Here is a 21226-nt window from a genome sequence, read left to right on the forward strand (position 1 = left end):
TCAACAGATGCAAACAGTAAACATGCCGTACTCCATTGTTGCTGCCGCTGTTTTTGTCGGCGGCATCCTGTTATTTTTCCCCCATACCTCCCAGGGTGCCCACGAAGTCATACACCAGGATACACAAACAACCACGCTGGAGACCATGGTCGTCACTGCTGACCGGTTGCGCGAGTTTGCAACAAACAACCCTGCCATGGTCGAGGCGGTCGGCCGCCGGGAGATCGAGCAGCGCAATATCCGCAGTGTGGAGGAGGCCCTGGGCAACATGGGCGGTGTGGAGGTCAAACAGACCAGCGGCGTTGGTTCACGAATCTCCATCCGGGGCTCAGGAAAAACCGGTGGAGTGCTGGTGCTGGTGAACGGCCGTCCGATCAACAGCAACCAGTACGGCGGCGTTGACCTCTCCTCCATCCCCATCGAAACGATCGAATCGATCACCGTGTTCAAGCCGCCGGTTCCGGTGTGGCTGGGAACCGGAGCAAGCGACGGTGCCATCAGCATTGTCACCAGGGGCATCACCGGAACAAGAGAGGCAGAACAAAAACAGATTGCCAAGATCCGTGCCGCCGCCGGTTCCTATGGCACGGTTGAGGGCAGTGTCAGCGGCCAGGGTAAACTGGGACCAGGAACGGCCATGGCCTCGGCCACCGGCAAACATCGTGACGGCAAACGGACCAACAACGACCTCGACAGCGGCAACCTTCTCCTGCACTGGGACGGATCTTTTGCAAACGATCGCATGCTGGAGCTGGATGGACGCTATCTCTCCTCAGAGTACGGCTCACCGGGACCGCTCGACAATCCTACGCCAAACGCTCGCCAGTCCTATAAAAAAGCTTCACTTGACGCCCGCTTCAGTGGTGCGGTCGGAGCTGACGGTGACTATGCGCTCAACGTGTACGGCGAAACGATTGAAGTGGAAGATCAAAGCCAATCCGGGATGATATCCACCCTGGATGACGATAAACTTGGCATGAAAGGCGAGTACAACTGGAATGACGAGGCCGATCGCTGGACCGTGCGCACCAGCGGCCTTGTTGAGAACGATCGTCTTGACCACACCTTCTCCGGCAGGCACAGCCGGATCACGGCCGGACTTGGACTTCAGGTGGACCGCAAGTGGCAGGATTGGATTGTGACCGGCGGTGCCCGCGGCGATCAGGTCAGTAACTTTGGTCTTAACCCGGGACTCTCCACCGGTATCCGTTATGCCTTTGCCGAGGGTTGGTCGCTCAAGGCCAACATCGGCAGCAGCGTCAACATCCCGACTTTCGGCCAACTTTACCAGCCCAGCCATGGCAGCATCGACCAGGTCCGGGGCAATCCCGAGCTGAACAAGGAAAAGATCCTCTCCGCTGACACCGGTGTGGAGTACACCTGGGACAAAGCCCAATCAGTGCAACTGAGCATGTTCCGTACCGAGACCGTTGACCCCATCCTCTATCAGCGCGGCAGCGACCTGATCTATCGCCCGATCAACGGTGACAAGGCCTGGCGTCATGGCCTGGAGGCCACCTGGAAATATAGTTTTGCCGCCTGGTTGAGCCTGGATGCCAACCTGATCGTCCAGGATTCCGAAATCAGGGAGACCGGCAACCAACTAACCTACACCCCGCACCTCAAAGGCAAACTCACCCTGCAAAGCACGCTTCCACGCACTGAAACCCGGCTGGAAACCTCGGTCCGTTACACCGGCAGGCAGTACAGCGAGATGGAAAACCGAAAGGAACAACAGCTCGACAGCTACGTGAGCGTCGACTGTAAGATCATCCAACCTTTCACACTTAGTGACCGTAAAGTAGAGTGGTTTCTCAACATCAACAACCTCTTTGATACCGGCTACGAAATTCATTATGGGTATCCGGATGAGGGTTTTTTTGTCCTTTCCGGCCTGAATGTAAGTTTTTAGAAACCGACGGAAAGTGTGCAGGAGGAATGTATGCCGGTCAGTACGCAATACAAAAAAATAAGCCCTTGAAGATCAAGGGCTTATTTTATCCTGATGTACTATGGCGGAGAGAGAGGGATTCGAACCCTCGGTGGAGTATAACCCCCACACTCGCTTAGCAGGCGAGCACCATCGGCCAGCTCGGTCATCTCTCCAAAATTCTGATTGTATGTATGGCGGAGGGAGTAGGATTCGAACCCACGGTACTTTCGCACAACGGTTTTCAAGACCGCCGCCTTCAACCACTCGGCCATCCCTCCACAGCGGGATGTTCATAACATTTCATGGAAATTCTGTCAATATCCACCTCGGGGAAATTCACAACGGTCCGTGACAATCACCGAAATTCGACGAAACTGTACCACACAATCATTGACTTGTACATCGGCGTGGCTGTTTAAGGGATACTTTTGTCTGCTTCGGCTCAATCACGTTCTGAATCTGTTTCTGACACACCACAAGAGATACATAGCCTGTTGCCGAAAACAGACAACACTGTCAACACAGCTGTTCTCCAGCAGACACGGCCCAGATCCTGACAGGCAACACCATGCATCGCTTTTCCAGGCAGCAAATTTCATAGACCGTGACAGTTGAACAATTCGAACAAGCGTTTATTATAATGCCATTGCAATCACACCACCAACAGGCGACTTTTATGGCAACACACACGTCCCGGACATTCTCTCAAGTACTCTAGGGGTACGCAATGAAGATTCTGCTTCATATCTGCTGCGGTCCCTGTGCCATTTATCCGCTGCACCGCCTGCGTGAACAGGGCCATGAGGTGCACGGTCTGTTTTATAACCCCAATATCCATCCATTCCAGGAGTTCCGGCGCCGTATCGATGCGGCAAAAACGTTTGCTGAAATAACCGAATTTCCGCTGGAGATCGATGAGCAGTACGGTTTGACCGACTACCTGCGGCAGGTGGTCTTTCATGAACAGGAACGATGCTCCCGATGTTATGAGATGCGACTGGTACAGACGGCGGAGAAGGCAGCAGCCAATGGCTTTGAGGCCTTTACCACAACACTGCTCTACTCAAAGTATCAAAATCACCAGCTCCTCAGTACCCGGTGTGAACAGTTAGCCGGACAGTATCAGACAGCATTTTTTTATGAGGACTTCCGACAAGGCTGGCAACAGGGCATCGACGAATCACGGGGTATGGGACTGTACCGCCAGCCCTACTGCGGGTGTATTTACAGTGAACAGGAACGCTACGACAGGCGGAAACGCAAATAGTCAGATACATCAGGAAAGTATACCGCATGCCAACGGATGGCTCTGTTGAATAAAAGATCAACGCTAGGCCTTGCATGTTCAGAACTTCAGGCCACAAAGCCAAACATAAGGAGATTACAATGGACAACATCATCGTGGTTGCCACCAGCAATATGAACAAGCTGAAGGAGATCCAGGCCTTACTGAAAGAATATTCGGTTACGGTCAAGTCGTTGGCTGATTTCGGCCCCGTGCCCGAGGCGGTGGAGGACGGAGAGACCTTTGATGAAAATGCGTATAAAAAGGCTCTGCATTACGCCAAGGTTCTGGGTTTACCCTGTCTGGCCGACGACTCAGGTCTCGTGGTGGAGGCGCTGGACGGCCGCCCCGGTGTCTACTCCGCCCGCTATGCCGGCCAGGAAGCCACGGATTGGGATAACTGTGAAAAACTGCTGCGTGAAATGGCCGGACAGACAAATCGAGCCGCCCACTTTGTCTGCGTGTTATCACTGGCCACTCCATCCGGCCCTGCGCTGACCTGGGAAGCCCGCTGTGATGGTGAAATCATCAACGAACGACGAGGTGAATCCGGATTTGGCTATGATCCGATTTTCTATTCACCGGTCCTGGGAAAAACCTTTGCCGAAGTATCGATGGCTGAGAAAAACCGTATCAGCCACCGTGGGCTGGCTCTGGCCGAATTTGCCGGTGAGTTTTCCAAAGTACTGGTCTGGCTTCGTCAACGTATGGCCGAAATCAAGCCGCCCAAACCTGATCACAGTGAGTTTGAGCATAATGACTGGTCACAGGAGCGTATGTGCTGAGCCAAACGATCGGATAAACCAGAGGATCACCGGTCTGTCCGGCGTCGCTCTTCACCCTCGAACTGCCGACATTGTTCTATATAACAGGTAATGATATCGGTGGCGGCCTCGGGAGTATCGACCACATGCAAGAGCTCGAGATCGTCCGAATCAATGGCTTTGTGCGCCAGCATCTCCGTCCGGAGCCACTCGACCAGGCCCTGCCAGTAGCCGTTACCGAAAAGAATGATCGGAAACCGACGGATCTTGCCTGTCTGCACCAGGGTGAGCGACTCGAACAGCTCATCCATGGTGCCGAAACCGCCGGGGAAAATAATATACCCCATGGAGTGGCGGACAAACATCAGTTTACGGATGAAAAAATAACGAAAGGTTAAACTGCGACTCTGGTACTGGTTGGGATGCTGTTCCCGGGGCAGGATGATGTTCAGTCCAACCGAGGTACCGCCGGCCTCAAAGCAACCGCGACTGGCCGCCTCCATAATACCGGGTCCGCCACCGGTAAGGACGGCCAGATTCTGACGAACCAAAAGTTCAGCTGTCCTCCGGGCTGCCTCATAGTAGGGCGAGTCCTTGCTGAAGCGTGCTCCACCAAACACCGACACCGCCGGACCCAGGTCCCCGAGAGTTTCTATGCCGTCGATCAGTTCAGCCTGAATACGAAAAATACGCCAGACTTCAGAAGTTTTGAGATCATCCATGTTCGTCTGCTAAAAAAGAACAGGCAGGGAGCAAAAGTTCCCCGCCTGTTGTGATAAGGTCTTTTCATGCAACTGCAGAGGCAGCCAGATGATGGTTTTTACAGGTTCTTGAAAAAATCGTTGCCCTTGTCATCCACCAGGATGAAGGCCGGGAAGTCGACCACTTCAATCTTCCAAACCGCCTCCATACCCAACTCGGGATAATCGATGCACTCGACCTTGGTAATGTTTTCTTCAGCCAGAAGGGCGGCCGGGCCGCCAATGGAACCGAGATAAAACCCTCCATGCTTCTTACAGGCATCCGTGACCTGCTGTGAACGGTTCCCCTTGGCGATCATGATCAGAGAACCGCCATGACTTTGAAAAAGATCAACGTACGAATCCATACGACCGGCGGTTGTCGGGCCGAAAGAGCCGGACGGTTTACCGGCAGGGGTCTTGGCAGGACCGGCATAATAGACCGGATGATTTTTGAGGTAATCGGGTAGTGGTTTACCGGCATCAAGCAACTCCTTCCACTTGGCATGGGCAATATCACGTCCGACAATAATAGTACCGGTGAGGGAAAGTGCGGTGGCCACCGGATACTTGGTCAACTCGGCCAGGACGTTTTTAATCGGCTGGTTGAGGTCAATCTTCACCTGGTGCCCGCCTGTACGATCGCGGTACTCCGCCGGAATCAAACGACCGGGATTATCGTCCATCTGCTCCAGCCACAGGCCTTCCTTGTTGATTTTGGCCTTGATGTTACGATCGGCCGAACAGGAAACCCCCATACCCACCGGACAGGAGGCGCCATGGCGACTGAGCCGGATGACCCGGATATCGTGGGCAAAGTACTTGCCGCCGAACTGGGCGCCCAGCCCGAGCTTCTGTGCTTCCACCAAAAGCTCCTGCTCCAGTTCCACATCACGAAAAGCGCGACCCAGCTCGTTTCCACTGGTGGGCAGGCTGTCCAGATACTTGGCTGAGGCCAACTTTACTGTTTTAAGACAGGTTTCCGCCGAGGTGCCGCCAATAACAAAGGCGATATGGTAGGGTGGACAGGCAGCGGTGCCGAGGGTCTTCATCTTGTCCACTAAAAATTTCTTCAGGGAGTCGGGATTCAGCAGAGCCTTGGTTTCCTGGTACAAAAACGTCTTGTTAGCTGATCCACCACCCTTGGCGATAAAAAGGAATTTGTACTCATTCCCCTGGGTGGCGTAGATGTCGATCTGCGCCGGCAGGTTTGTTTTGGTGTTGACCTCATCGTACATATTCAGTGGTGCGTTTTGGGAATACCGCAGATTTTCTTCCGTGTACGTGGTGAACACACCGGCAGAAATCATCTCCGCATCATCACCGCCGGTCCAGACATTCTGTCCCTTCTTGGCCACGACGCAGGCCGTACCTGTATCCTGACAGAAGGGCAGCACATAGTCAGCGGAAACTTCAGCATTACGCAACATGGCATAGGCCACTTCCTTATCGTTGCGTGAGGATTCGGGATCGGCAAAAATTTTGGCGATCTGCTCGTTGTGAGCCGGACGCAGGCGAAACGACACCTCACGCATGGCCTGATTTGCCAGCACCTTCAACCCTTCAGGGTCAACTTTCAAAACCTCCTGGCCGTTGAACATGTCTGTAGACACATATTTGCCGGAACCTTCCAGCAGGCGATATGTGGTGTCATCTTTACCGAGAGGAAAGGGATCCTGATACACAAAAGCTGCCATAATCGTACTCCTTACTTGGATGAAAAACATATGAAGACCAGCTGGCTACTGCAGCTGACCGGACCGACAGACAGACGTTCTTGTCCAGCAAACCACTGCACCGCACACGCCCTCAGTAAAGGCTGCGACACAATGATCAACCTCTATTTTTACTCTGCCCCTTCAACAAAGGCAAGAACGATAATAAGCGGAGTTGCCGTGAGATGAACGATCAAAAAAGTCGCTCCGTGTACACTGCTTTCAAAAAGCCTGTGTCCTCTGCACGCCTCTGTACAAAAAGACCTCACCTGGGTGCGGTCAACAGTTGGACATCAGCATTTCCACCGGGTCCCGGCAGCAGCAAAAAAGAAACGGTCGCCAAGCTTCTGCTGCAGTCGGGCGCAGTTGGACAGACCCGTGCAATGAGAAGCTCCCAGCTGTTTGATCCCGAATCGGTCGATGGCCGCCACTGTAGCATCAAACCGCTGTTGATCGGCAAACCCCAGATGCGTGCCACCGATGATCATGTGCAGAGGTCGGCCGGGCAGATTGGCGGTAACATGATCAAGAATGTTCATCAATCCGGCGTGGGCACAGCCGAGCACCACGGTCAACCCCTTTTCTGTAGCAACAATCAGCGACAGATCGTCTTTCAGTGCATCCTGCTGCCAGGAACCATCATCCCCCCGCACCTTCATGGTTGTATCAGGAAGTTCTAAATCGTTCAGCCTGGGCACCTCACCGGTCAGATAGATGCCGGGAAAAATTTCAGTAAACCGGAGTACAGACTTGAAACGAGCCCCCAACGACTCAAGATAGCTCCGCTTATAGCGAATACCGATTTCCCGGCACTCATCATTCTTGCCATCCCTGCACCAGTATCGATCGACAAAGGCATCCGGATGAATATAGACATCAGCCCCCCCGCAGGCCACAAGCGCCTCCGGGAGTCCACTGGTATGGTCATAATGGCCGTGGCTGATGACAATGGCCTCCAACCTGGAAAGATCAACACCCATGACCCGACTGTTATTCACCAGCCCCAATCCCTGCCCGGTATCAAACAACAGACGATGCTCTCCGTTGTCAACATGGACCGCCCAGCCATGCTCGCCGATGAGCCCGTGGGACAAAGAAACGGAATTTTCACATAAGACCGTCAGCGTACATTCCATATCTTTCTCCTTGATAGCAATGGATGGAAACGTTCAGCCCGGATCATTCTCAAACGGGTACCATTCCCGTGACCACCCGTCAACCTCAGACCAATGCGGATAACACCTGATTTGCCACCGGTAACCCCTTCAGAGTCAAACAGAGTCGATCCTGGTGCAATGTCAACAACCCCTGCCCTATAAGCTGATCAAGATGCGAACCATAATAGGTGGGGAGATCAAGACCAAAACGGTCCTGCAGTGCAGTGACGGATACTCCGGCCAGCAGTCGCAGACCAATGACCACGGTCTCACGAAAAGCCGCCTCCCGGTCCAGGCTCTCAACATCCTCCCACACCGGCAAGCCGGAAAGAACACGACGGAAGAACTCGTCCAGATCCGCCACTGCTGTTCGTCTCACACCGCCAAAAGCGCTGACCGCAGCGGGCCCCAAGCCGACATAGCAACCATTGTTCCAGTAATTGACATTATGGCGGCATAGAGAGCCGGGCTCAGCATAGTTGGAGATTTCATAGCGCTGCAGTGAGGACCCGGCAACCGCTGTTGCCGTGGCTGCCATCATTGCCAGCACCTCCTCCTCGGGCGGGAGCAACCGGGGATCAGCCTGTGCCTGAGCAGCCAGGGGAGTTCCCTCTTCCACTGTCAACTCATACATGGAGAGATGTTGCGGCTGAAGATCCAAGGCGCGATCCAGCGTTGCCTGCCAACTGCTCACCGTCTGTTGCGGCAGCCCATACATCAGATCAAAGCTCAGATTGTCAAAACCGGCCCGACGGGCGGCAAGAATAGCGGCCAATGCCTCCCGGCTGCTGTGCATGCGGCCCAGCGCGGCGAGTTCACGGTCCACCAGTGACTGCACTCCGATGGAGAGCCGGTTAAACCCAGCCCGCCGCAGTGCGGACAGCGCCGTCCCATCAATGGTGCCGGGATTAACCTCTACAGTAATCTCCGGATCAGGGGTGCTGCAAGAAAACAGATGACGCAACCTGTGCAGAAGATCACTCAAGACAGAGGCGGGTAAGACTGAAGGCGTACCACCACCGAAAAAGATCGTGGCAAAGCCAAGACACTGCACCTCCGGCTGGGCCGCCAGGTACTGCATCTGCGTCAGCAGCGCTGAACAGAACCGGTCGCGGTCCCCCGCTCTGGGCACAGTTGAGAAAAAACTACAGTAGCCGCACTTTCGGTGACAAAAGGGAACATGCACATAGAGGCCGGCCTGCTGTTCCAGAAGCATCAGCCCACCTGTCTGACAATCTGCCGGCAGTCGTCACGGATCTTGGCCATAATACCCTGATCCGCAAAGCTGTACACCTGATCACCGCTGCCTATGATGAGGTGATCAAGAAGGTTAATATGCATAAAGGAGCAGACAAGGTGCAACGTACGGGTCAGCTCTTCATCCTGCCGCGAGGGGGTGAGACTGCCGGAGGGATGGTTGTGGGCAACAACCAGGGCGGCTGCATTATGTGCCAGCGCCGCCTTGACGAGTTCACGGGGATAGATGGTGTTGATGGTGATGGTGCCTTCCGCAACCACCGCAGAATCAATGACGGCATGGGCGGCATCAAGAAAGACCACGGTAAACACCTCATGCTGCAGGCCGCGCATGGTATGGATCAGATAGTCGGCAACTTCCCGGGAGGAATGAACATACTGTCTGCCGACAACGCGCTGGCGCAGATAACGACGAGCCACACCCTGGATAAACTGCAGGGCAAAGATATTCTTCGGCCCCAGTCCCTTGATCCGCTGCAGTTGAACGGAGGAGGCGTCGAGCACCGCCGGCAGGGATTTAAACTGTGCCAGGGCCAGGCGGGCTGCCTCCTTGCAATCGGATCGCGGTGTGCCGAAGGTCAGCAGCAGTTCGATAATTTCACTATCGGTAAACGCCTCAATGCCCTGTTCAAGGAACTTGTCACGCAGTCGTTGTCGATGGCCCTGTCCTTTTTTCTGCCACTCACATTTTTCCATCGGTACTGATCCAGATCAGCTGAACTTCTTCACAGATCCTGCCGTTGCGGCGATTAAAGAGTGAGCAAGATCAGATGTCTGCCCGACAATCAGGTGTTTCTCGGCAGAGGCGTGCCTATATCTTGTGCCGTGCACGCCCGCCCGTGTTCAGCAAAGCACAAACAAGAGATCGCCTCTTGCACACTCCTCCCTCACATCATCGTCTTTCAATAGCGCGTGCACCCCAAAAAACTCAAGTTTGAGTTCCTTGAGACAGCGTTTGCAGCCGGCTCCATACTGCAGCTCTGCATCAGAGCATTCAACCCAACTCCTGCAGGAACAGCCTGTTGGCCAGCTGCGGATTCGCCTGCCCCTTGGTCTTCTGCATCAGCTGACCAACAAAAAAGCCCATCACCTTGGCCTTACCCTCACGGAACTGCTGGACCTGATCCGGGTTGGCGGCAAGAATCTCCCGCACCAGGCTGACGAGCTCTGCCTCATCGCTCATCTGGACCAAACCCTGGGCCTTGACAATTGTCTCCGGATCATCACCGCTGATCAACATCGCGCTGAAGACTGTTTTGGCGATTTTGCCGGAAATCGTCCCCTGCTCTGTCATGCTCAACAGATCGGCAAGCTGGTGTGGTTTGACCGGACAGTCACCAATCCGCTCCGGACCAAAGTCACGCAGGAGTTCGGTACCAATGAAATTGGCCAGTTTTTTGGCATTCCCATAGCTCCCGAGTGCTGCTTCAAAATAATCGGCCAACTCGCGGGAGGCGGTGAGGATCGTGGCATCATAGTCAGATAAATCGATATCGTCGATGAAACGCTGCCGCCGTTTGTCCGGCAACTCCGGCAACTCGGCACGCACCCGTTCAATCCAGCCGTCATCCACCACCACCGGCACCAGATCAGGATCCGGAAAATAACGGTAATCATGGGCCTCCTCCTTACCGCGCATCGGTTCGGTCCGGCCGCGATCCGGATCCCACAGCAGCGTCTGCTGCACCACCTGCCCGCCTTCAAGCAGGATATCCCGCTGACGCCGCACTTCATACTCCAGTGCCAACTGAACATTGCGGAAGGAGTTCATGTTCTTCAGCTCACAGCGGGTACCGAATTTTTCCCGGCCAATCGGTCGTAAGGAAATATTGGCATCACAGCGAAAACTGCCTTCCTGCATATTCCCGTCACAGATATCGAGATAACGGACAATGGCATGCAACTTTTTGAGATAGGCTGCCGCCTCCTCGGGTGAACGCAGGTCCGGTTCGCTGACAATTTCCAACAGCGGCATACCGCTCCGGTTAAGATCAACATAGCTGACCGGTTCGTGTTCATCATGCACCAGTTTGCCGGCATCCTCTTCCATATGGATACGAGTGATACCGATGCTTTTTGGCGCCTGCCCCTCAAGTTCTATTTCCAGCGTACCATGTTCGCAGATCGGCAGCTCAAACTGCGAAATCTGGTACGCCTTGGGCAGATCCGGATAAAAGTAATTCTTGCGGGCAAACCGGTTTTCCCGATTAAAGGACGAATCAGTCGCCAATCCCAGCCTGAGGGCCGATTCCACCACCTGCCGGTTCAGTACGGGCAGGGATCCCGGCATCCCCAGACAGACCGGACAGGTTTGAGTGTTGGGCGGTGTTCCGAACTGCGTGGAACAGCTGCAGAAAATTTTGCTTCTGGTCTTTACCTGGGCATGCACTTCCAGCCCTATCACGGTTTCAAATTCCATAAAAACCACTTATAAGGTTAATCGATTTGACTGTCTGTCCCGATCCAGTGACGAATCCTGATCAGTTCTTCATTCCAGAGCTGTGAGGCGCGAATATTGATATACAGTCGAAAGAGGTCGTCGATCAGCCGGGTCAACTCTTCGAAAAGAGCTATCCGCTCAAGAATGCGCCCCTCCATGCTTTCACGATCAGCACCTTCATCTGCCGCATCTACCGTTTTAGGAAGACGGACATTACGAAACTCAAAAATCGCCGCCGTCAGAGTCACACTGAACTCATTTTCTCCCCACGCCAGACGAATACGTGCCTGCTCCGGCTTTTTAGCCAGCCTGAGAGCGGCTCGCGCTTCTTTTAATTCAGTTTGCAGCCCCCGGCAAATTAATTTCTCGTTGGCCTCACCTTCCCCATATTCCAGCAGCATATGCTTCTCAAACACGACCAGCACGTCACCCCGTCCGGGGACATCAATGCTGCCGCCTCGTTCTTCCGATTTATACCAAAGCCAGGCCAGGAACTCCTGACCTAAAAACCGTTTCTCCTGTATCAGATCAACCAGATCCATATTGCTCACCCAACATCGCCATTCCTTTTATCACCATGCCCGTACTTGCGCACCTTCAAGTATTACAACCAAACAGATATTTTACTCCAGCTCCAGGGTCAGTCCTTCCTTATCAGAAGTTTTTTCCGAGGCATCCACAATCTTTTGAAAAATTGCAGCAGCCCGTTCCTGGTAACGTTTTGCCTCCTCGGGCCGACGCTGAGTGGTGTTCAGCTTGGCCAATTCCTGTAAAACAGCGGCCACACTGGGATGCTCAGGGCCATGCACGGTTTCATTGATTTCCAATATCTTCTGATAACACGCCTCAGCCTCACCATAACGTCCCTCCAGACGATAGGCCTCAGCAAGATTATTCAGACTGATGGCCAGCTGCGGGTGAGTCGGCCGAAGGGCTTTTTCCTGGATTCGAACCAGCTGTTCATAGACAGCCACAGCCTCTTTCTCCTGTTCCAGTTCCATACACAACGCCGCCAGCCTGGTCAGAAGGTTGGCCAGAGACGGGTGCTCGGTTCCCCGTTTTTTCACCAGGATGGAGATGGCCTTTTTATAGAGAGCAACCGCCTTGTCATATTCCCCCAGAGTCTCCTGCAGTTCACCTATCTGTTGCCAACTGACGGCCATCTCCGGATGATCTTCACCAAGTCTTCTGGCTATGCCGGTCATGGCTTCCTTATACAGTGGCCCCGCCTTCTGATAGTTGCCGCTCAACACATACGTATAGGCCAGTTCCCGCTGTGCCAAGGCTAATCCCACCGCATCACGGCTGTTACTGTTCTTTTTCAACTGTACGTAGCTCTCCAGCCACGGCAAAGCCTCCTTATACCGATAAAGGCTGCGCGCAACCCGTCCTGCGGCCTGCAGATAATCAGCATTGTTCACATCCTGTTCAATCGCGCCTCTGTACATGGTGAGCGCCAGCTGTAAATCAACCCGGCACTCAGCCAAACGGCCACAGCCATAGGCTGCCCGGGCTGCAAACGGTTGCATCTTTTTACTTAGCGCCGACAAGACCGCTTCGGCTTTTTCAGGATCACCTGTATACAGATGCTCAACAGCCTCATCCAGTTCTGCAGACCCATTTCCTTCCTGTTGCAGCTGTGTCATGATCTGCAGCACCTGCTGATAACAGGATATCTCCTCAGTATAACTGTCGGCCAGCAACGCTATTTTCTCATTCATAACCACAAGCTCCCGTTGCAACCGATCACGCAGGGCCTCATCCTGACGGGCAATAGCGTCGGTCAATAACGAGCGCTGACGCTCTTCCAGAGCGTACAAACGTTCGGAATACACCTCGAGGGTCAGGTGAATCGGTGTGGGAGCCTGCCCGGCTTCAACAGCAGCAGGGTGGGAAACATCTGAGCTCTCTAGAGAAACTGTACTGTCAGTCGGTGGTACCGGTGCCGCCTCCTGCTGTTCATCCTCTTGAAGCGGTTGCGCTGCAGCCGCATCTGCCGGCACTTCTTCGTCCGGCTCAGAAACCGGCACCTCTGTCTCGGCCTCCTCTTCTTCTGTGGCGGCCGGAACGCGAAGTTCAGGCTCATCCTGAACTTCAGAAGTGGCCTCTTCCCTAGCTATTACCTGTGCAACCTCAGGCTCGTTTTCATCGACCGCCTCTATGATCAGGGACGCCCCTTCCTCACCTTCGCCTGGTACAGGCTCTGTGTCAGCAGTAACCTTCAGCGCCGGATCAACCGTCTCATCGGCAAAAACAGCTGCTTCTTCGTCACTATCGACAACCACCTCTGTTACCGTCGCCGAATCAGAAAAAACGGGGTCAACTTCTGCAAACAGCTGTTCTTCCTGCCCGCTCTCCTCACGGCTTTCCTGCACAAAAGCAGCAGTGACGACCTCATCTTCACCAGCTGCCGCTTCCGACTCATCCGACGCATGTTCTGCTGTCTCTTCCTCTTCTGCAGCAGATACCGTGATATCCACCGGCAGCTCTTCCCCTGGTTCAACAGCTCTTTCCTCCTGATCGACCGGTGCCTCTGTTTCAATAACCTCCAGTTCTATTGCCTCGATCACCGGCTCAGATTCTTGTAACAGGTCACCTGTTGTTGGTTCGGTTGCCGGCATCTCCTCCAGCGGAGCCTCGACCGTCTCATCAGCAGAAACCATCGGTTCTTCGTCAGTAGCAACCGTCTCTTCCGGATCATCAGAGAGCACCGACTCTTTTTCTACGGCCTCTTCAGCAGGGGCAGCCGCCTCTGCCTGTACTTCCTGGACGGCTCCATCGGATCTCTTACCGGTTGACCGTTTTTTTAGTGCCAGAACAATCACGATCAAGACAGCTGCAGCGATCAGGGCAAGCAAAGAACTGTTCATTCTATCTCCATCAGGGTAATCAGAGGAATCGGATACACGTTCAACTACAGCAACAGAGCGGGCCGCATGGCTTCGTATTGATCAAGAATATCTTCGTTTACCATGCGCAATCCGGTCGTCCAGGGAATCTGTAAAACCAGAGAGACCTGAAACGTCTCCTTGAAAAGATCTTCCAGCAGGGCGATTGCCTTTTTACTTGTGGAAAAGAAAAGGACGGTGTTGTCGGCAAGGTTCCAGCAGACATCACAGGTCAATGGTACCGGCGGCGAATGGCGAACCAGCTCCGCTCGTACCCGTTCCTTGATCTCCAAACGAGCAGATCGACTGAGGCGAGGGATCTGTTTTTCTCTTTTCAACCGCTCCTCTTCCTTAGTCACATACTTCTTCAACACAGAGGGAGCCACCTTACGTTCGTCAATCCGCATGGTCAAAACAAGGTTATCGCCGGCAGCGTAACTGCTGTAAGCAAAGCCTGCATCAAACATATCAGCCACTGACACCCAGCCAATGGAGAATTCATCCATGGTGTCATCAATGTCTTTGAAGCTCAGAGCGGCAATTCGCTGTGCGGCAAATTCCCAGAAAGAGGCGGGTAATTCCCCCACCACTGTAAAACGTGTAAATGATGCTGAACCCGATAATAAACCCATAATAATCACTACCTGTTAAGCTCAACGGACAGATAATCGTCCGCAGAATTGTTGACTCGACCTGCAGAATTGTACTCGCAAACCTGCTGCGAAACCAGCGAGAAATGAACAGGAACCATTTAGATCTCTTCCAGCATCTCTCAAAAGGACGACTCTTTCTTCAAAAAATGTCCTTTACTGTCTTTAATTTTTATTGACACGTGAAATAAAAAAAGGTAAAGAATTTTTTTTAAATCTATGGGTCGTTAACTCAGCCGGTAGAGTATCTGCCTTTTAAGCAGAGAGTCGCGCGTTCGAATCGCGCACGACCCACCAGCAGCATCGTTTCATTTCGTCCCCATCGTCTAGTCAGGTCCAGGACACCGGCCTTTCACGTCGGCAACACCGGTTCAAATCCGGTTGGGGACGCCATATAAAAACAGGGTGTTGACTCTATGAAGTCAACACCCTGTTCGCATTTTTACCGATCTTTAAAAAAGAGAAGATCAAACTTTACAAATCAAGTACAAAATAAAGAAATGAATCATTAACGGTTCAAGGATTCATGAAAAGTCAACACTTTATATGCCAAATCTGTTGCCAGGATATCCTTTGAACGCCCTTTCACATTATACAGCTTAACGAAATCTCCACTCAATACGGGCAGGATCCAACCTCAAGGGTCCATCGCCGTCAGTATACTTTTTTCTTACATCGTATCTTTAGAACGTTTTTTGATTTGGAAGTTGTATGATCGACAGATGATACATTGTACCATCAAGACAGGTTGTCTAAAGAATGACAACGTTATCAACCTCCAAAATCATAGTCAAAAAGTACACCTGCCGCGCTATTGTACTTGCTGGTAAGTTCAGAGAACTTTCCCTGGATTTCATCTTTCTCAGGCTTCCAGGAAACCGGGCACTCTGTCCGCAGTTTATCGATTCTATCTTCAAGCTCAGCCATGACAATATGCAACCCATTTACCTCTTCCAGCATTCGTTGTTTGCTGCTGGTGGGCAACTTCTCCACTTTGCTGATAACATCGTAAAGTTTTGCCTTCCAGACAGTGAGTTCCATATCCACATTTTTGCAATAATCTTTCACTTCCATAAAAACCTCCATTGATTTGATTTTATGCTCATTATTGATGCATTGGGCGATGGCCCCTTGAGGTTGGACAGCCCGGAAGTGGAACAAGCTCTGAGGCAGTGGTGATTCATGGGAGGCCTCAGGCTGCCATGGCTGATGAAGAGAGAGGTTGTAAGAGACCTCTCATCCTGAGTCACGTTGTCAAAGGCCTGATGAGGCCCGTCGTCCTTATTGTAGGGCCGAATTCATTGACAAAGGCCCTGTTGCTGCGAATAAGAAAAAAGTACCTGGCAAATTAACGCCAAGCTCTTGAATGTGCAGTGGCGCGCCTGGAGAGATTCGAACTCCCGACTCTCGGATTCGAAGTCCGATGCTCTATCCAGCTGAGCTACAGGCGCATACTGTTTTGATTGGTGTACCATCATAACCGAAAACCAAAGTCTTCGTCAACCCTGCCACCGTTACCAAGATTTTTTTTCATCGGCCCGGAACAAGCAATGTATCAGATGCCGGCAGGCATCTTCTGCTGCCTTGATCAGACGCTCCAGGTAACACACAACACCGCTCAGTCACCTGAGCAGCACATGCCCCTTTCAGTCTTCAAAAAATGGTGCTGAACGGCCTATTTTAAGCCTGCCGGCATCTTCTTTTGTACTGGTAATCAAGGCCGGTAATTTCCTGAAGGTGCTCATCGGCCAGAAATGAACTGGTCGCATAGTCGCGAATGATCCGTCCCTGATGCAGAACCACTGTGCGCCGGCTCAACCAGCGGATGAAATTCAGATCATGGGTGATGAGCAATTTTGTTACAGGGAGTTCTGCAAGGATTTGCACGAGGAGGGCTTCACTGCGAGGGTCAAGACCTGCCGCCGGTTCATCAAGGAGCAGTAGATCCGGACGTAGGCTAAGGGCAGCAGCGATTGCCAATCGCTTACGTTCACCTTCACTCATATTGAGAGGCACCCGCTCTTCGCAACCATGAAGCTGGACCAGCGCCAGGGCCTCTTGCGTACGATGCTCCACCTCATCTGCAGGCAATCCCAGCTGTTGCGGTCCAAATGCAACCTCTTCCCAACAGGAGGGACAGAACAGTTGTTCAGCACAGTGCTGAAACACCATGCCCACCCTTTGCCAAAGTCGTGATCGTTCGTTTGGGGACACCTGTTCTCCGTCCAGCAGCAGAGAGCCCTCACCCAGATGCAAACCAAGCAAACAGAGCGCCAAAGTAGATTTGCCCGCCCCGTTTTCACCCAGCAGGGCCACGGTCTCTCCTGTGAAGAGACCGAAGTTTATATCGCGAAGACCAACTGTTCCGTCAGCGTAACGATAACTGTACCGTTGCAGCTCGATCAGGGGTTGCCTGCCATGATCTGACTGCCGATGATAGCCGTTGGTATCCTGTTCAGGGGTGACCTGACAATGCTGATGTCCCGCACTCGCCGCAGCACAATCCAAGTCGGTAAAACGAAAGGTAAAATCGAGGCCACACGCAACCAGAAGCCGGGGATTTCCCAGCAGGTCATCAAAATGCTGATCATATTGCACCCGGCCTTCAACCAGGACGACCGCCCGGTTACAGATCCCCTGGAGGAAAAGCAGATCATGCTCAATGATGATGAGGGTGCCGGTGTATCCTGCCAGCAGTTCCTTGATCCGTCGTTCCTGACCGGGGTCCAGATTAGCTGTCGGTTCATCAAGGAGCAGCACTTCAGGCTCCATGGCAAGAATGGCAGCCAAGGCAGCCCGTTTTTTCTGACCGTAGCTCAAACTGTGAGACGACTTGTAGAGTAGGTGGTCAAGGTTGACGCCAGCCAGGGCATTTCGGACCAGGTGATCAACCTGGGTTGCATTCTTGCCCTGATTGCGAGGACCAAAGGCGACATCCTCATACAGGGTCGGACAAAAAAGCTGGTCGTCTGGGTCCTGAAACAACAGACCGATCCGTTGCCGCAGGGTCGAGTTCCGGTCGGGTTCGATATTGCTGCCCTCAAACAAGCACGAGCCTTCCTGCACCGTATTGAGTCCATTCAGGTGCCGAATCAGTGTCGATTTCCCAGAACCGTTGGGGCCCATCAGCGCGATCCGGTCACCGGCATGAATGTCCAGTGTAACCCCCTGCAGGCCGGGCGTACCGTCTGGATAGGTAAAAGACAACTGGCGGATGGAGAACAGAGGTGGCTGTCTTTCGGCAGATGGCAGGTTATTTATCAGCAAAGGCACAAGAATTTGTATCAGCAGGGAAAAGGGAGGCGCAAAAAGCTATGGCAAAAGTATCGGCATCATTTTATCAAGCACCAACAACAGGAGACCGATTATGGCGCATGCGGCTGCTTTTATAAAATCACAAACCGTTTTGGATGGTTCAGGACCAATGGGAAAACTGCCCTGATACCCGCGACTCAACATTGCCTCGTAAATTCGTTCTGTCCGTTCAAAGGAGCGGATAAACAGCATACCAAAACAGTTGCCCATAATACGCATGGTGCCAAGATTCGTCCTGGGCGTAAACCCCCGTACCCGCATCGCCCGCTGCATATACAAGATCTCCTCTTGAAAAACAAACAGATAACGATGACACAGGGCTGTCATGGACAGGAGCTTCTGAGGAAGACCGAGCCCGGTAAATCCCCGCAGAGTACGAAAAAAAGGGGCTGTGCCCAGCATCGGTTCCATCAGCAGGACAACACTGACCGCCTTGCAGACAATGGTTAATGCGAGAACGAGGCCACGTTGATGAAGCGGCCAGCCTTCCATACCAAAAACAAGTAGAACCGTATCTCCCGGCCGGGTGGCGCTGGTAAAGGGTAAAAGAACAATGAGCATGGCGAGAAACCCGCTTATTGCGGTCAGGCGTCGCAACAGGCGTTCCCACGGTGTACGAGCCAACAGGACGGCAAGAGTACAGACCCCGACAGCTGCCAGACACCAGGTTAAGGTGCTGAGAGAGACGATCAGAAAACAGCAGAGACAGAGTGTGCTCACCTTGACGGTGGGATGCCAGGAGTGAAAAAGAGATGATCCATCAGACTGTTCATCAAGAACGGGAATCGACCAGTCCGGCTCGCGGTTGTCACTGACCCGTTGTCTTTTACGTCGGCTGAAAAAAACAACGGCAACCAGCACCACTGTAAGTGTTGCGAGGACAAGACCAAAGCTTTCAAAAGTGTCCAGGACGATAACCTTTGAAATCTGGTTCGGCATAATGATCAACCGGGTACTGTTCTCGAAATCAACAACTCGGGTTTCACCTGGTAGAGAAAACTGACAATCCCTCCACCAACTAAAGTTTCCACCGCAACAACCGGTATATGCGCCAGCACCGCGACCTTGGCAACACCCCAAAAATCCTCACCGGCAGTCATCAGCAAAACGGCAAGGATACATGCCGCCAGAACGGTACCAAGGCCGCTGACCATGGCTCCGGCAATGGCATTTGAAGTGCGGGTTTGGCCCCGGATACGTCGAAAAAGCCACCCGCAAATCAGGGCCGGTGTCCCCATCATCAGGGCATTGGCACCCAATGCTGTCAAGCCGCCGAACTGAAAAAGCAGTGACTGTAAAAATAGACCGATAGTTATCGAAAGAAAGGCGGCCGAACCAAGCAGGGCGCCGACAATGCCTGGTAAAAGAAGGTGGACACTGGTTGGGCCAAGGGGCAGGTGAACAAGGGAAGCCACAAAAAAAGAGGCCGTTGCCACTGCAATCTTTGGCAGGTCATCATTATGCAGCATGCGGAGACTGATGCCGACACCGCCAACAGTCAACGCATACCCTGCCGTAGCAATGGAAAAGGGCAACACCCCATCAGCAATGTGCATGATCACTCTTCCCTGTCGGCTCGAGAACAACGGCGGGCACTGAACAGGGCAGCCGTACCGAACAGACCAAGAATAAAACCGATACCGGTTATGATCTCCCGGACACCCGGTCTCTCCATATTTTGATTGAGAAGACTGAGTTCGCGTTTAATCTGTCGAAGCTCCTGCCGCAGTTCACGATTTTGTTCCTCAACAACAAAAAGGACTGCATCACAGTTTTGCTGCTGCACTGCAGATACAGATGAGGACTGCTGCTCTTTTGCCGAGCCGATGCATGGTACTGTCAGCATAAAAACCGCCAGCAAGAGCATTGATTTCAAAGCCCGTTGTTCTCTGCGCACAGCTACATCTCTTCTTTTTTCAACAGATACGTCCCCTTATGCCCCATACCAGCATTGAGGATGATGGTCATGTCTTCCTTTTGGGACAAGGGAAAAGAAAAGAGCCCCTGGTCATCAGTTATGCCCTTCAGCAGGGTTGTACCGCCGGCATCCTGCACCTCAATGCGACCTCCTTTGACCTTTACTCCATCTGAGAAGTAACTTTCCGTGTACACAATGCCACCTTCGGTATAGGCAAAAAGATTCACCTTATGAGCCCAAACAGGCCCAACGCCTATCCCTGTCAGTACAATGACGACAGCCAGACATTGATAAACAAATCGCATACTCCGCCTCTTATCAGATACCAGCAAGATTAAGGTATCGGCGTGGCAAACACCCAATAAACCGCGCCAATCTCAACAGGTTTGTCAACACCATCTTTTTTTATGGTCCGGTCCGCAGTGTTTAAGGCTGCAAAACCCCACCATCCCGCCCAGGGCATGGCATAGCTGAACATACCCTTGGCATCGGTTTTGAGCGTCTGAGTAACAAAGGGGTCTCCGGGAACGGTGATCTCCTTGGTATTCACTGCGGATTCACTGAGGTATTCGATCTCAACCTCAGTAAACGCTGCCGGCTTGCCCTTAACCAGCACCTGCCCGGTAAAAACATTCCCGGTCCACAGGCCATAGGGCCGTGTGAAGGGAACAATCTCCGTTTCCAGACCCACAGGAGAGTCCCACCCTTCTTCCTTGCCCAGCGCATTGACACAAACTTTCGTATAATGAACAATAAAGGTGTCCTCAGCCGGCTCCCAGTATGGAACCGGCTCCATATAAAACGTATAGTCGCCGGGACGCTTAATTGTGTACTCAGCTTGCCAGAACGTGGCTCCTTTTTGCTGATCTCCCCCTTTACCGATGAAGGAAGTCAAGGCAGCGCGCAAATCTGTGCGGTTGCCTTCATGCTGTACCCCGAACTGCTCAGGTCTGGCCAGTTCCATGTACTGCCCTTCCAGAGGATGCAGAAATTTAAGTGCAACCTGAATTTTTCTGGGATCCTCCTGTGTGACGATATCATCAGACGGGATGACACAGCCAAAATGGGCCAGGCTGATGGTAGCACAGCTCAAGACTGCGGATAAACACGTAAAGACCGTAAGCAGATGTCTGTAACGCATAGGTTCTCTCCCTGGTGATGTGC

19 protein-coding genes and 5 tRNA genes are annotated in these 21226 nt (G+C 52.8%); 5 read left to right on the top strand and 19 right to left on the bottom strand.

Annotation, left to right across the window (positions count from 1 at the left end):
* Positions 1–7: 7 nt before the first annotated feature.
* Entirely contained in the window at positions 8–1912 is a 1905-nt protein-coding gene (locus HP555_RS03670) for a TonB-dependent receptor plug domain-containing protein (RefSeq protein ID WP_199263843.1), read from the top strand.
* A gap of 101 nt (positions 1913–2013) precedes the next feature.
* Here HP555_RS03670 and HP555_RS03675 read toward each other — a convergent pair.
* Positions 2014–2106 (bottom strand) — tRNA-Ser (locus HP555_RS03675).
* A 19-nt stretch (positions 2107–2125) separates the two neighbouring features.
* Positions 2126–2211: transfer RNA gene (locus tag HP555_RS03680), tRNA-Ser, on the bottom strand.
* Between the two features lie 449 nt (positions 2212–2660).
* Here HP555_RS03680 and HP555_RS03685 point away from each other — a divergent pair.
* Positions 2661–3200, top strand: a complete 540-nt coding sequence (locus HP555_RS03685; protein WP_199263844.1) for an epoxyqueuosine reductase QueH — start codon at positions 2661–2663, stop codon at positions 3198–3200.
* Positions 3201–3319: 119 nt separating this feature from the next.
* Positions 3320–4003 (top strand): XTP/dITP diphosphatase, encoded by a 684-nt coding sequence (locus HP555_RS03690; protein ID WP_199263845.1) that lies wholly within the window; start codon positions 3320–3322, stop codon positions 4001–4003.
* A gap of 26 nt (positions 4004–4029) precedes the next feature.
* On the opposite strand, the gene HP555_RS03695 is transcribed toward HP555_RS03690, so the two are convergent.
* The 9 genes from HP555_RS03695 to HP555_RS03735 all read right to left on the bottom strand — a co-directional run bounded on the left by HP555_RS03695 (position 4030) and on the right by HP555_RS03735 (position 14811).
* Positions 4030–4704 carry an LOG family protein gene (locus HP555_RS03695; RefSeq protein ID WP_199263846.1) on the bottom strand — a complete coding sequence of 225 codons (675 nt, stop codon included), beginning with the start codon at positions 4702–4704 and terminating at the stop codon, positions 4030–4032.
* A 98-nt stretch (positions 4705–4802) separates the two neighbouring features.
* Positions 4803–6419 (bottom strand): fumarate hydratase, encoded by a 1617-nt coding sequence (locus HP555_RS03700; RefSeq protein ID WP_199263847.1) that lies wholly within the window; start codon positions 6417–6419, stop codon positions 4803–4805.
* Positions 6420–6730: 311 nt separating this feature from the next.
* Positions 6731–7573: an MBL fold metallo-hydrolase gene (locus HP555_RS03705; protein ID WP_199263848.1), complete on the bottom strand. Its 843-nt coding sequence runs from the start codon at positions 7571–7573 to the stop codon at positions 6731–6733.
* An 85-nt stretch (positions 7574–7658) separates the two neighbouring features.
* Positions 7659–8810, bottom strand: a complete 1152-nt coding sequence (gene hemW / locus HP555_RS03710; RefSeq protein WP_199263849.1) for a radical SAM family heme chaperone HemW — start codon at positions 8808–8810, stop codon at positions 7659–7661.
* Complete coding sequence (radC, locus tag HP555_RS03715) at positions 8810–9547, bottom strand: RadC family protein (protein ID WP_199263850.1); 738 nt, start codon at positions 9545–9547, stop codon at positions 8810–8812. Before radC ends, hemW begins: the two co-directional genes overlap by 1 nt.
* 298 nt (positions 9548–9845) lie before the next feature.
* Positions 9846–11270: an Asp-tRNA(Asn)/Glu-tRNA(Gln) amidotransferase subunit GatB gene (gene gatB / locus HP555_RS03720; protein ID WP_199263851.1), complete on the bottom strand. Its 1425-nt coding sequence runs from the start codon at positions 11268–11270 to the stop codon at positions 9846–9848.
* 17 nt (positions 11271–11287) lie between these two features.
* Complete coding sequence (locus HP555_RS03725) at positions 11288–11833, bottom strand: hypothetical protein (protein ID WP_199263852.1); 546 nt, start codon at positions 11831–11833, stop codon at positions 11288–11290.
* Between the two features lie 81 nt (positions 11834–11914).
* The gene (locus HP555_RS03730) at positions 11915–14161 is read right to left on the bottom strand and encodes a tetratricopeptide repeat protein (protein WP_199263853.1); all 2247 of its coding nucleotides are present in this window, start codon (positions 14159–14161) and stop codon (positions 11915–11917) included.
* Positions 14162–14205: 44 nt separating this feature from the next.
* Positions 14206–14811, bottom strand: coding sequence for a recombination-associated protein RdgC (locus HP555_RS03735; protein ID WP_199263854.1), 606 nt, complete (start codon positions 14809–14811; stop codon positions 14206–14208).
* 239 nt (positions 14812–15050) lie between these two features.
* Between HP555_RS03735 and HP555_RS03740 the strand changes: the two genes are divergently transcribed.
* Positions 15051–15126 (top strand) — tRNA-Lys (locus tag HP555_RS03740).
* A gap of 18 nt (positions 15127–15144) precedes the next feature.
* A tRNA-Glu gene (locus tag HP555_RS03745) sits at positions 15145–15222 on the top strand.
* A gap of 378 nt (positions 15223–15600) precedes the next feature.
* Here the strand turns inward: HP555_RS03745 and HP555_RS03750 are convergent.
* The 8 genes from HP555_RS03750 to HP555_RS03785 form a co-directional block, all read right to left on the bottom strand.
* A complete protein-coding gene (locus HP555_RS03750) occupies positions 15601–15903 on the bottom strand; it encodes a hypothetical protein (RefSeq protein ID WP_199263855.1) in 303 nt (100 codons plus the stop codon).
* A gap of 300 nt (positions 15904–16203) precedes the next feature.
* A tRNA-Arg gene (locus tag HP555_RS03755) sits at positions 16204–16280 on the bottom strand.
* Between the two features lie 229 nt (positions 16281–16509).
* On the bottom strand, positions 16510–18102 hold the full coding sequence (locus HP555_RS03760) for an ABC transporter ATP-binding protein (RefSeq protein ID WP_199263856.1): 1593 nt from the start codon (positions 18100–18102) through the stop codon (positions 16510–16512).
* Positions 18103–18141: 39 nt separating this feature from the next.
* On the bottom strand, positions 18142–19083 hold the full coding sequence (gene cbiQ, locus HP555_RS03765; RefSeq protein ID WP_199263857.1) for a cobalt ECF transporter T component CbiQ: 942 nt from the start codon (positions 19081–19083) through the stop codon (positions 18142–18144).
* Between the two features lie 5 nt (positions 19084–19088).
* Positions 19089–19700, bottom strand: coding sequence for a cobalt transporter CbiM (cbiM, locus tag HP555_RS03770; protein WP_199263858.1), 612 nt, complete (start codon positions 19698–19700; stop codon positions 19089–19091).
* Between the two features lie 2 nt (positions 19701–19702).
* A complete protein-coding gene (locus HP555_RS03775; protein ID WP_199263859.1) occupies positions 19703–20041 on the bottom strand; it encodes a hypothetical protein in 339 nt (112 codons plus the stop codon).
* A 2-nt stretch (positions 20042–20043) separates the two neighbouring features.
* Positions 20044–20367 carry a carboxypeptidase regulatory-like domain-containing protein gene (locus HP555_RS03780; protein ID WP_199263860.1) on the bottom strand — a complete coding sequence of 108 codons (324 nt, stop codon included), beginning with the start codon at positions 20365–20367 and terminating at the stop codon, positions 20044–20046.
* A gap of 29 nt (positions 20368–20396) precedes the next feature.
* Positions 20397–21203, bottom strand: a complete 807-nt coding sequence (locus tag HP555_RS03785; protein WP_199263861.1) for a DUF4198 domain-containing protein — start codon at positions 21201–21203, stop codon at positions 20397–20399.
* Positions 21204–21226 lie beyond the last annotated feature (23 nt).

Source organism: Desulfobulbus oligotrophicus (assembly GCF_016446285.1).
Taxonomy (GTDB): Bacteria; Desulfobacterota; Desulfobulbia; order Desulfobulbales; family Desulfobulbaceae; genus Desulfobulbus; species Desulfobulbus oligotrophicus.

Bases quoted from the DNA above. Each gene is read 5' to 3' on its own strand.
- HP555_RS03670 (WP_199263843.1), top strand. From the start codon at position 8: ATGCAAACAGTAAACATGCCGTACTCCATTGTTGCTGCCGCTGTTTTT.
- HP555_RS03685 (WP_199263844.1), top strand. From the start codon at position 2,661: ATGAAGATTCTGCTTCATATCTGCTGCGGTCCCTGTGCCATTTATCCG.
- HP555_RS03690 (WP_199263845.1), top strand. From the start codon at position 3,320: ATGGACAACATCATCGTGGTTGCCACCAGCAATATGAACAAGCTGAAG.
- HP555_RS03695 (WP_199263846.1), bottom strand. From the start codon at position 4,704: ATGGATGATCTCAAAACTTCTGAAGTCTGGCGTATTTTTCGTATTCAG.
- HP555_RS03700 (WP_199263847.1), bottom strand. From the start codon at position 6,419: ATGGCAGCTTTTGTGTATCAGGATCCCTTTCCTCTCGGTAAAGATGAC.
- HP555_RS03705 (WP_199263848.1), bottom strand. From the start codon at position 7,573: ATGGAATGTACGCTGACGGTCTTATGTGAAAATTCCGTTTCTTTGTCC.
- hemW (WP_199263849.1), bottom strand. From the start codon at position 8,810: ATGCTTCTGGAACAGCAGGCCGGCCTCTATGTGCATGTTCCCTTTTGT.
- radC (WP_199263850.1), bottom strand. From the start codon at position 9,547: ATGGAAAAATGTGAGTGGCAGAAAAAAGGACAGGGCCATCGACAACGA.
- gatB (WP_199263851.1), bottom strand. From the start codon at position 11,270: ATGGAATTTGAAACCGTGATAGGGCTGGAAGTGCATGCCCAGGTAAAG.
- HP555_RS03725 (WP_199263852.1), bottom strand. From the start codon at position 11,833: ATGGATCTGGTTGATCTGATACAGGAGAAACGGTTTTTAGGTCAGGAG.
- HP555_RS03730 (WP_199263853.1), bottom strand. From the start codon at position 14,161: ATGAACAGTTCTTTGCTTGCCCTGATCGCTGCAGCTGTCTTGATCGTG.
- HP555_RS03735 (WP_199263854.1), bottom strand. From the start codon at position 14,811: ATGGGTTTATTATCGGGTTCAGCATCATTTACACGTTTTACAGTGGTG.
- HP555_RS03750 (WP_199263855.1), bottom strand. From the start codon at position 15,903: ATGGAAGTGAAAGATTATTGCAAAAATGTGGATATGGAACTCACTGTC.
- cbiQ (WP_199263857.1), bottom strand. From the start codon at position 19,083: ATGCCGAACCAGATTTCAAAGGTTATCGTCCTGGACACTTTTGAAAGC.
- cbiM (WP_199263858.1), bottom strand. From the start codon at position 19,700: ATGCACATTGCTGATGGGGTGTTGCCCTTTTCCATTGCTACGGCAGGG.
- HP555_RS03780 (WP_199263860.1), bottom strand. From the start codon at position 20,367: ATGCGATTTGTTTATCAATGTCTGGCTGTCGTCATTGTACTGACAGGG.
- HP555_RS03785 (WP_199263861.1), bottom strand. From the start codon at position 21,203: ATGCGTTACAGACATCTGCTTACGGTCTTTACGTGTTTATCCGCAGTC.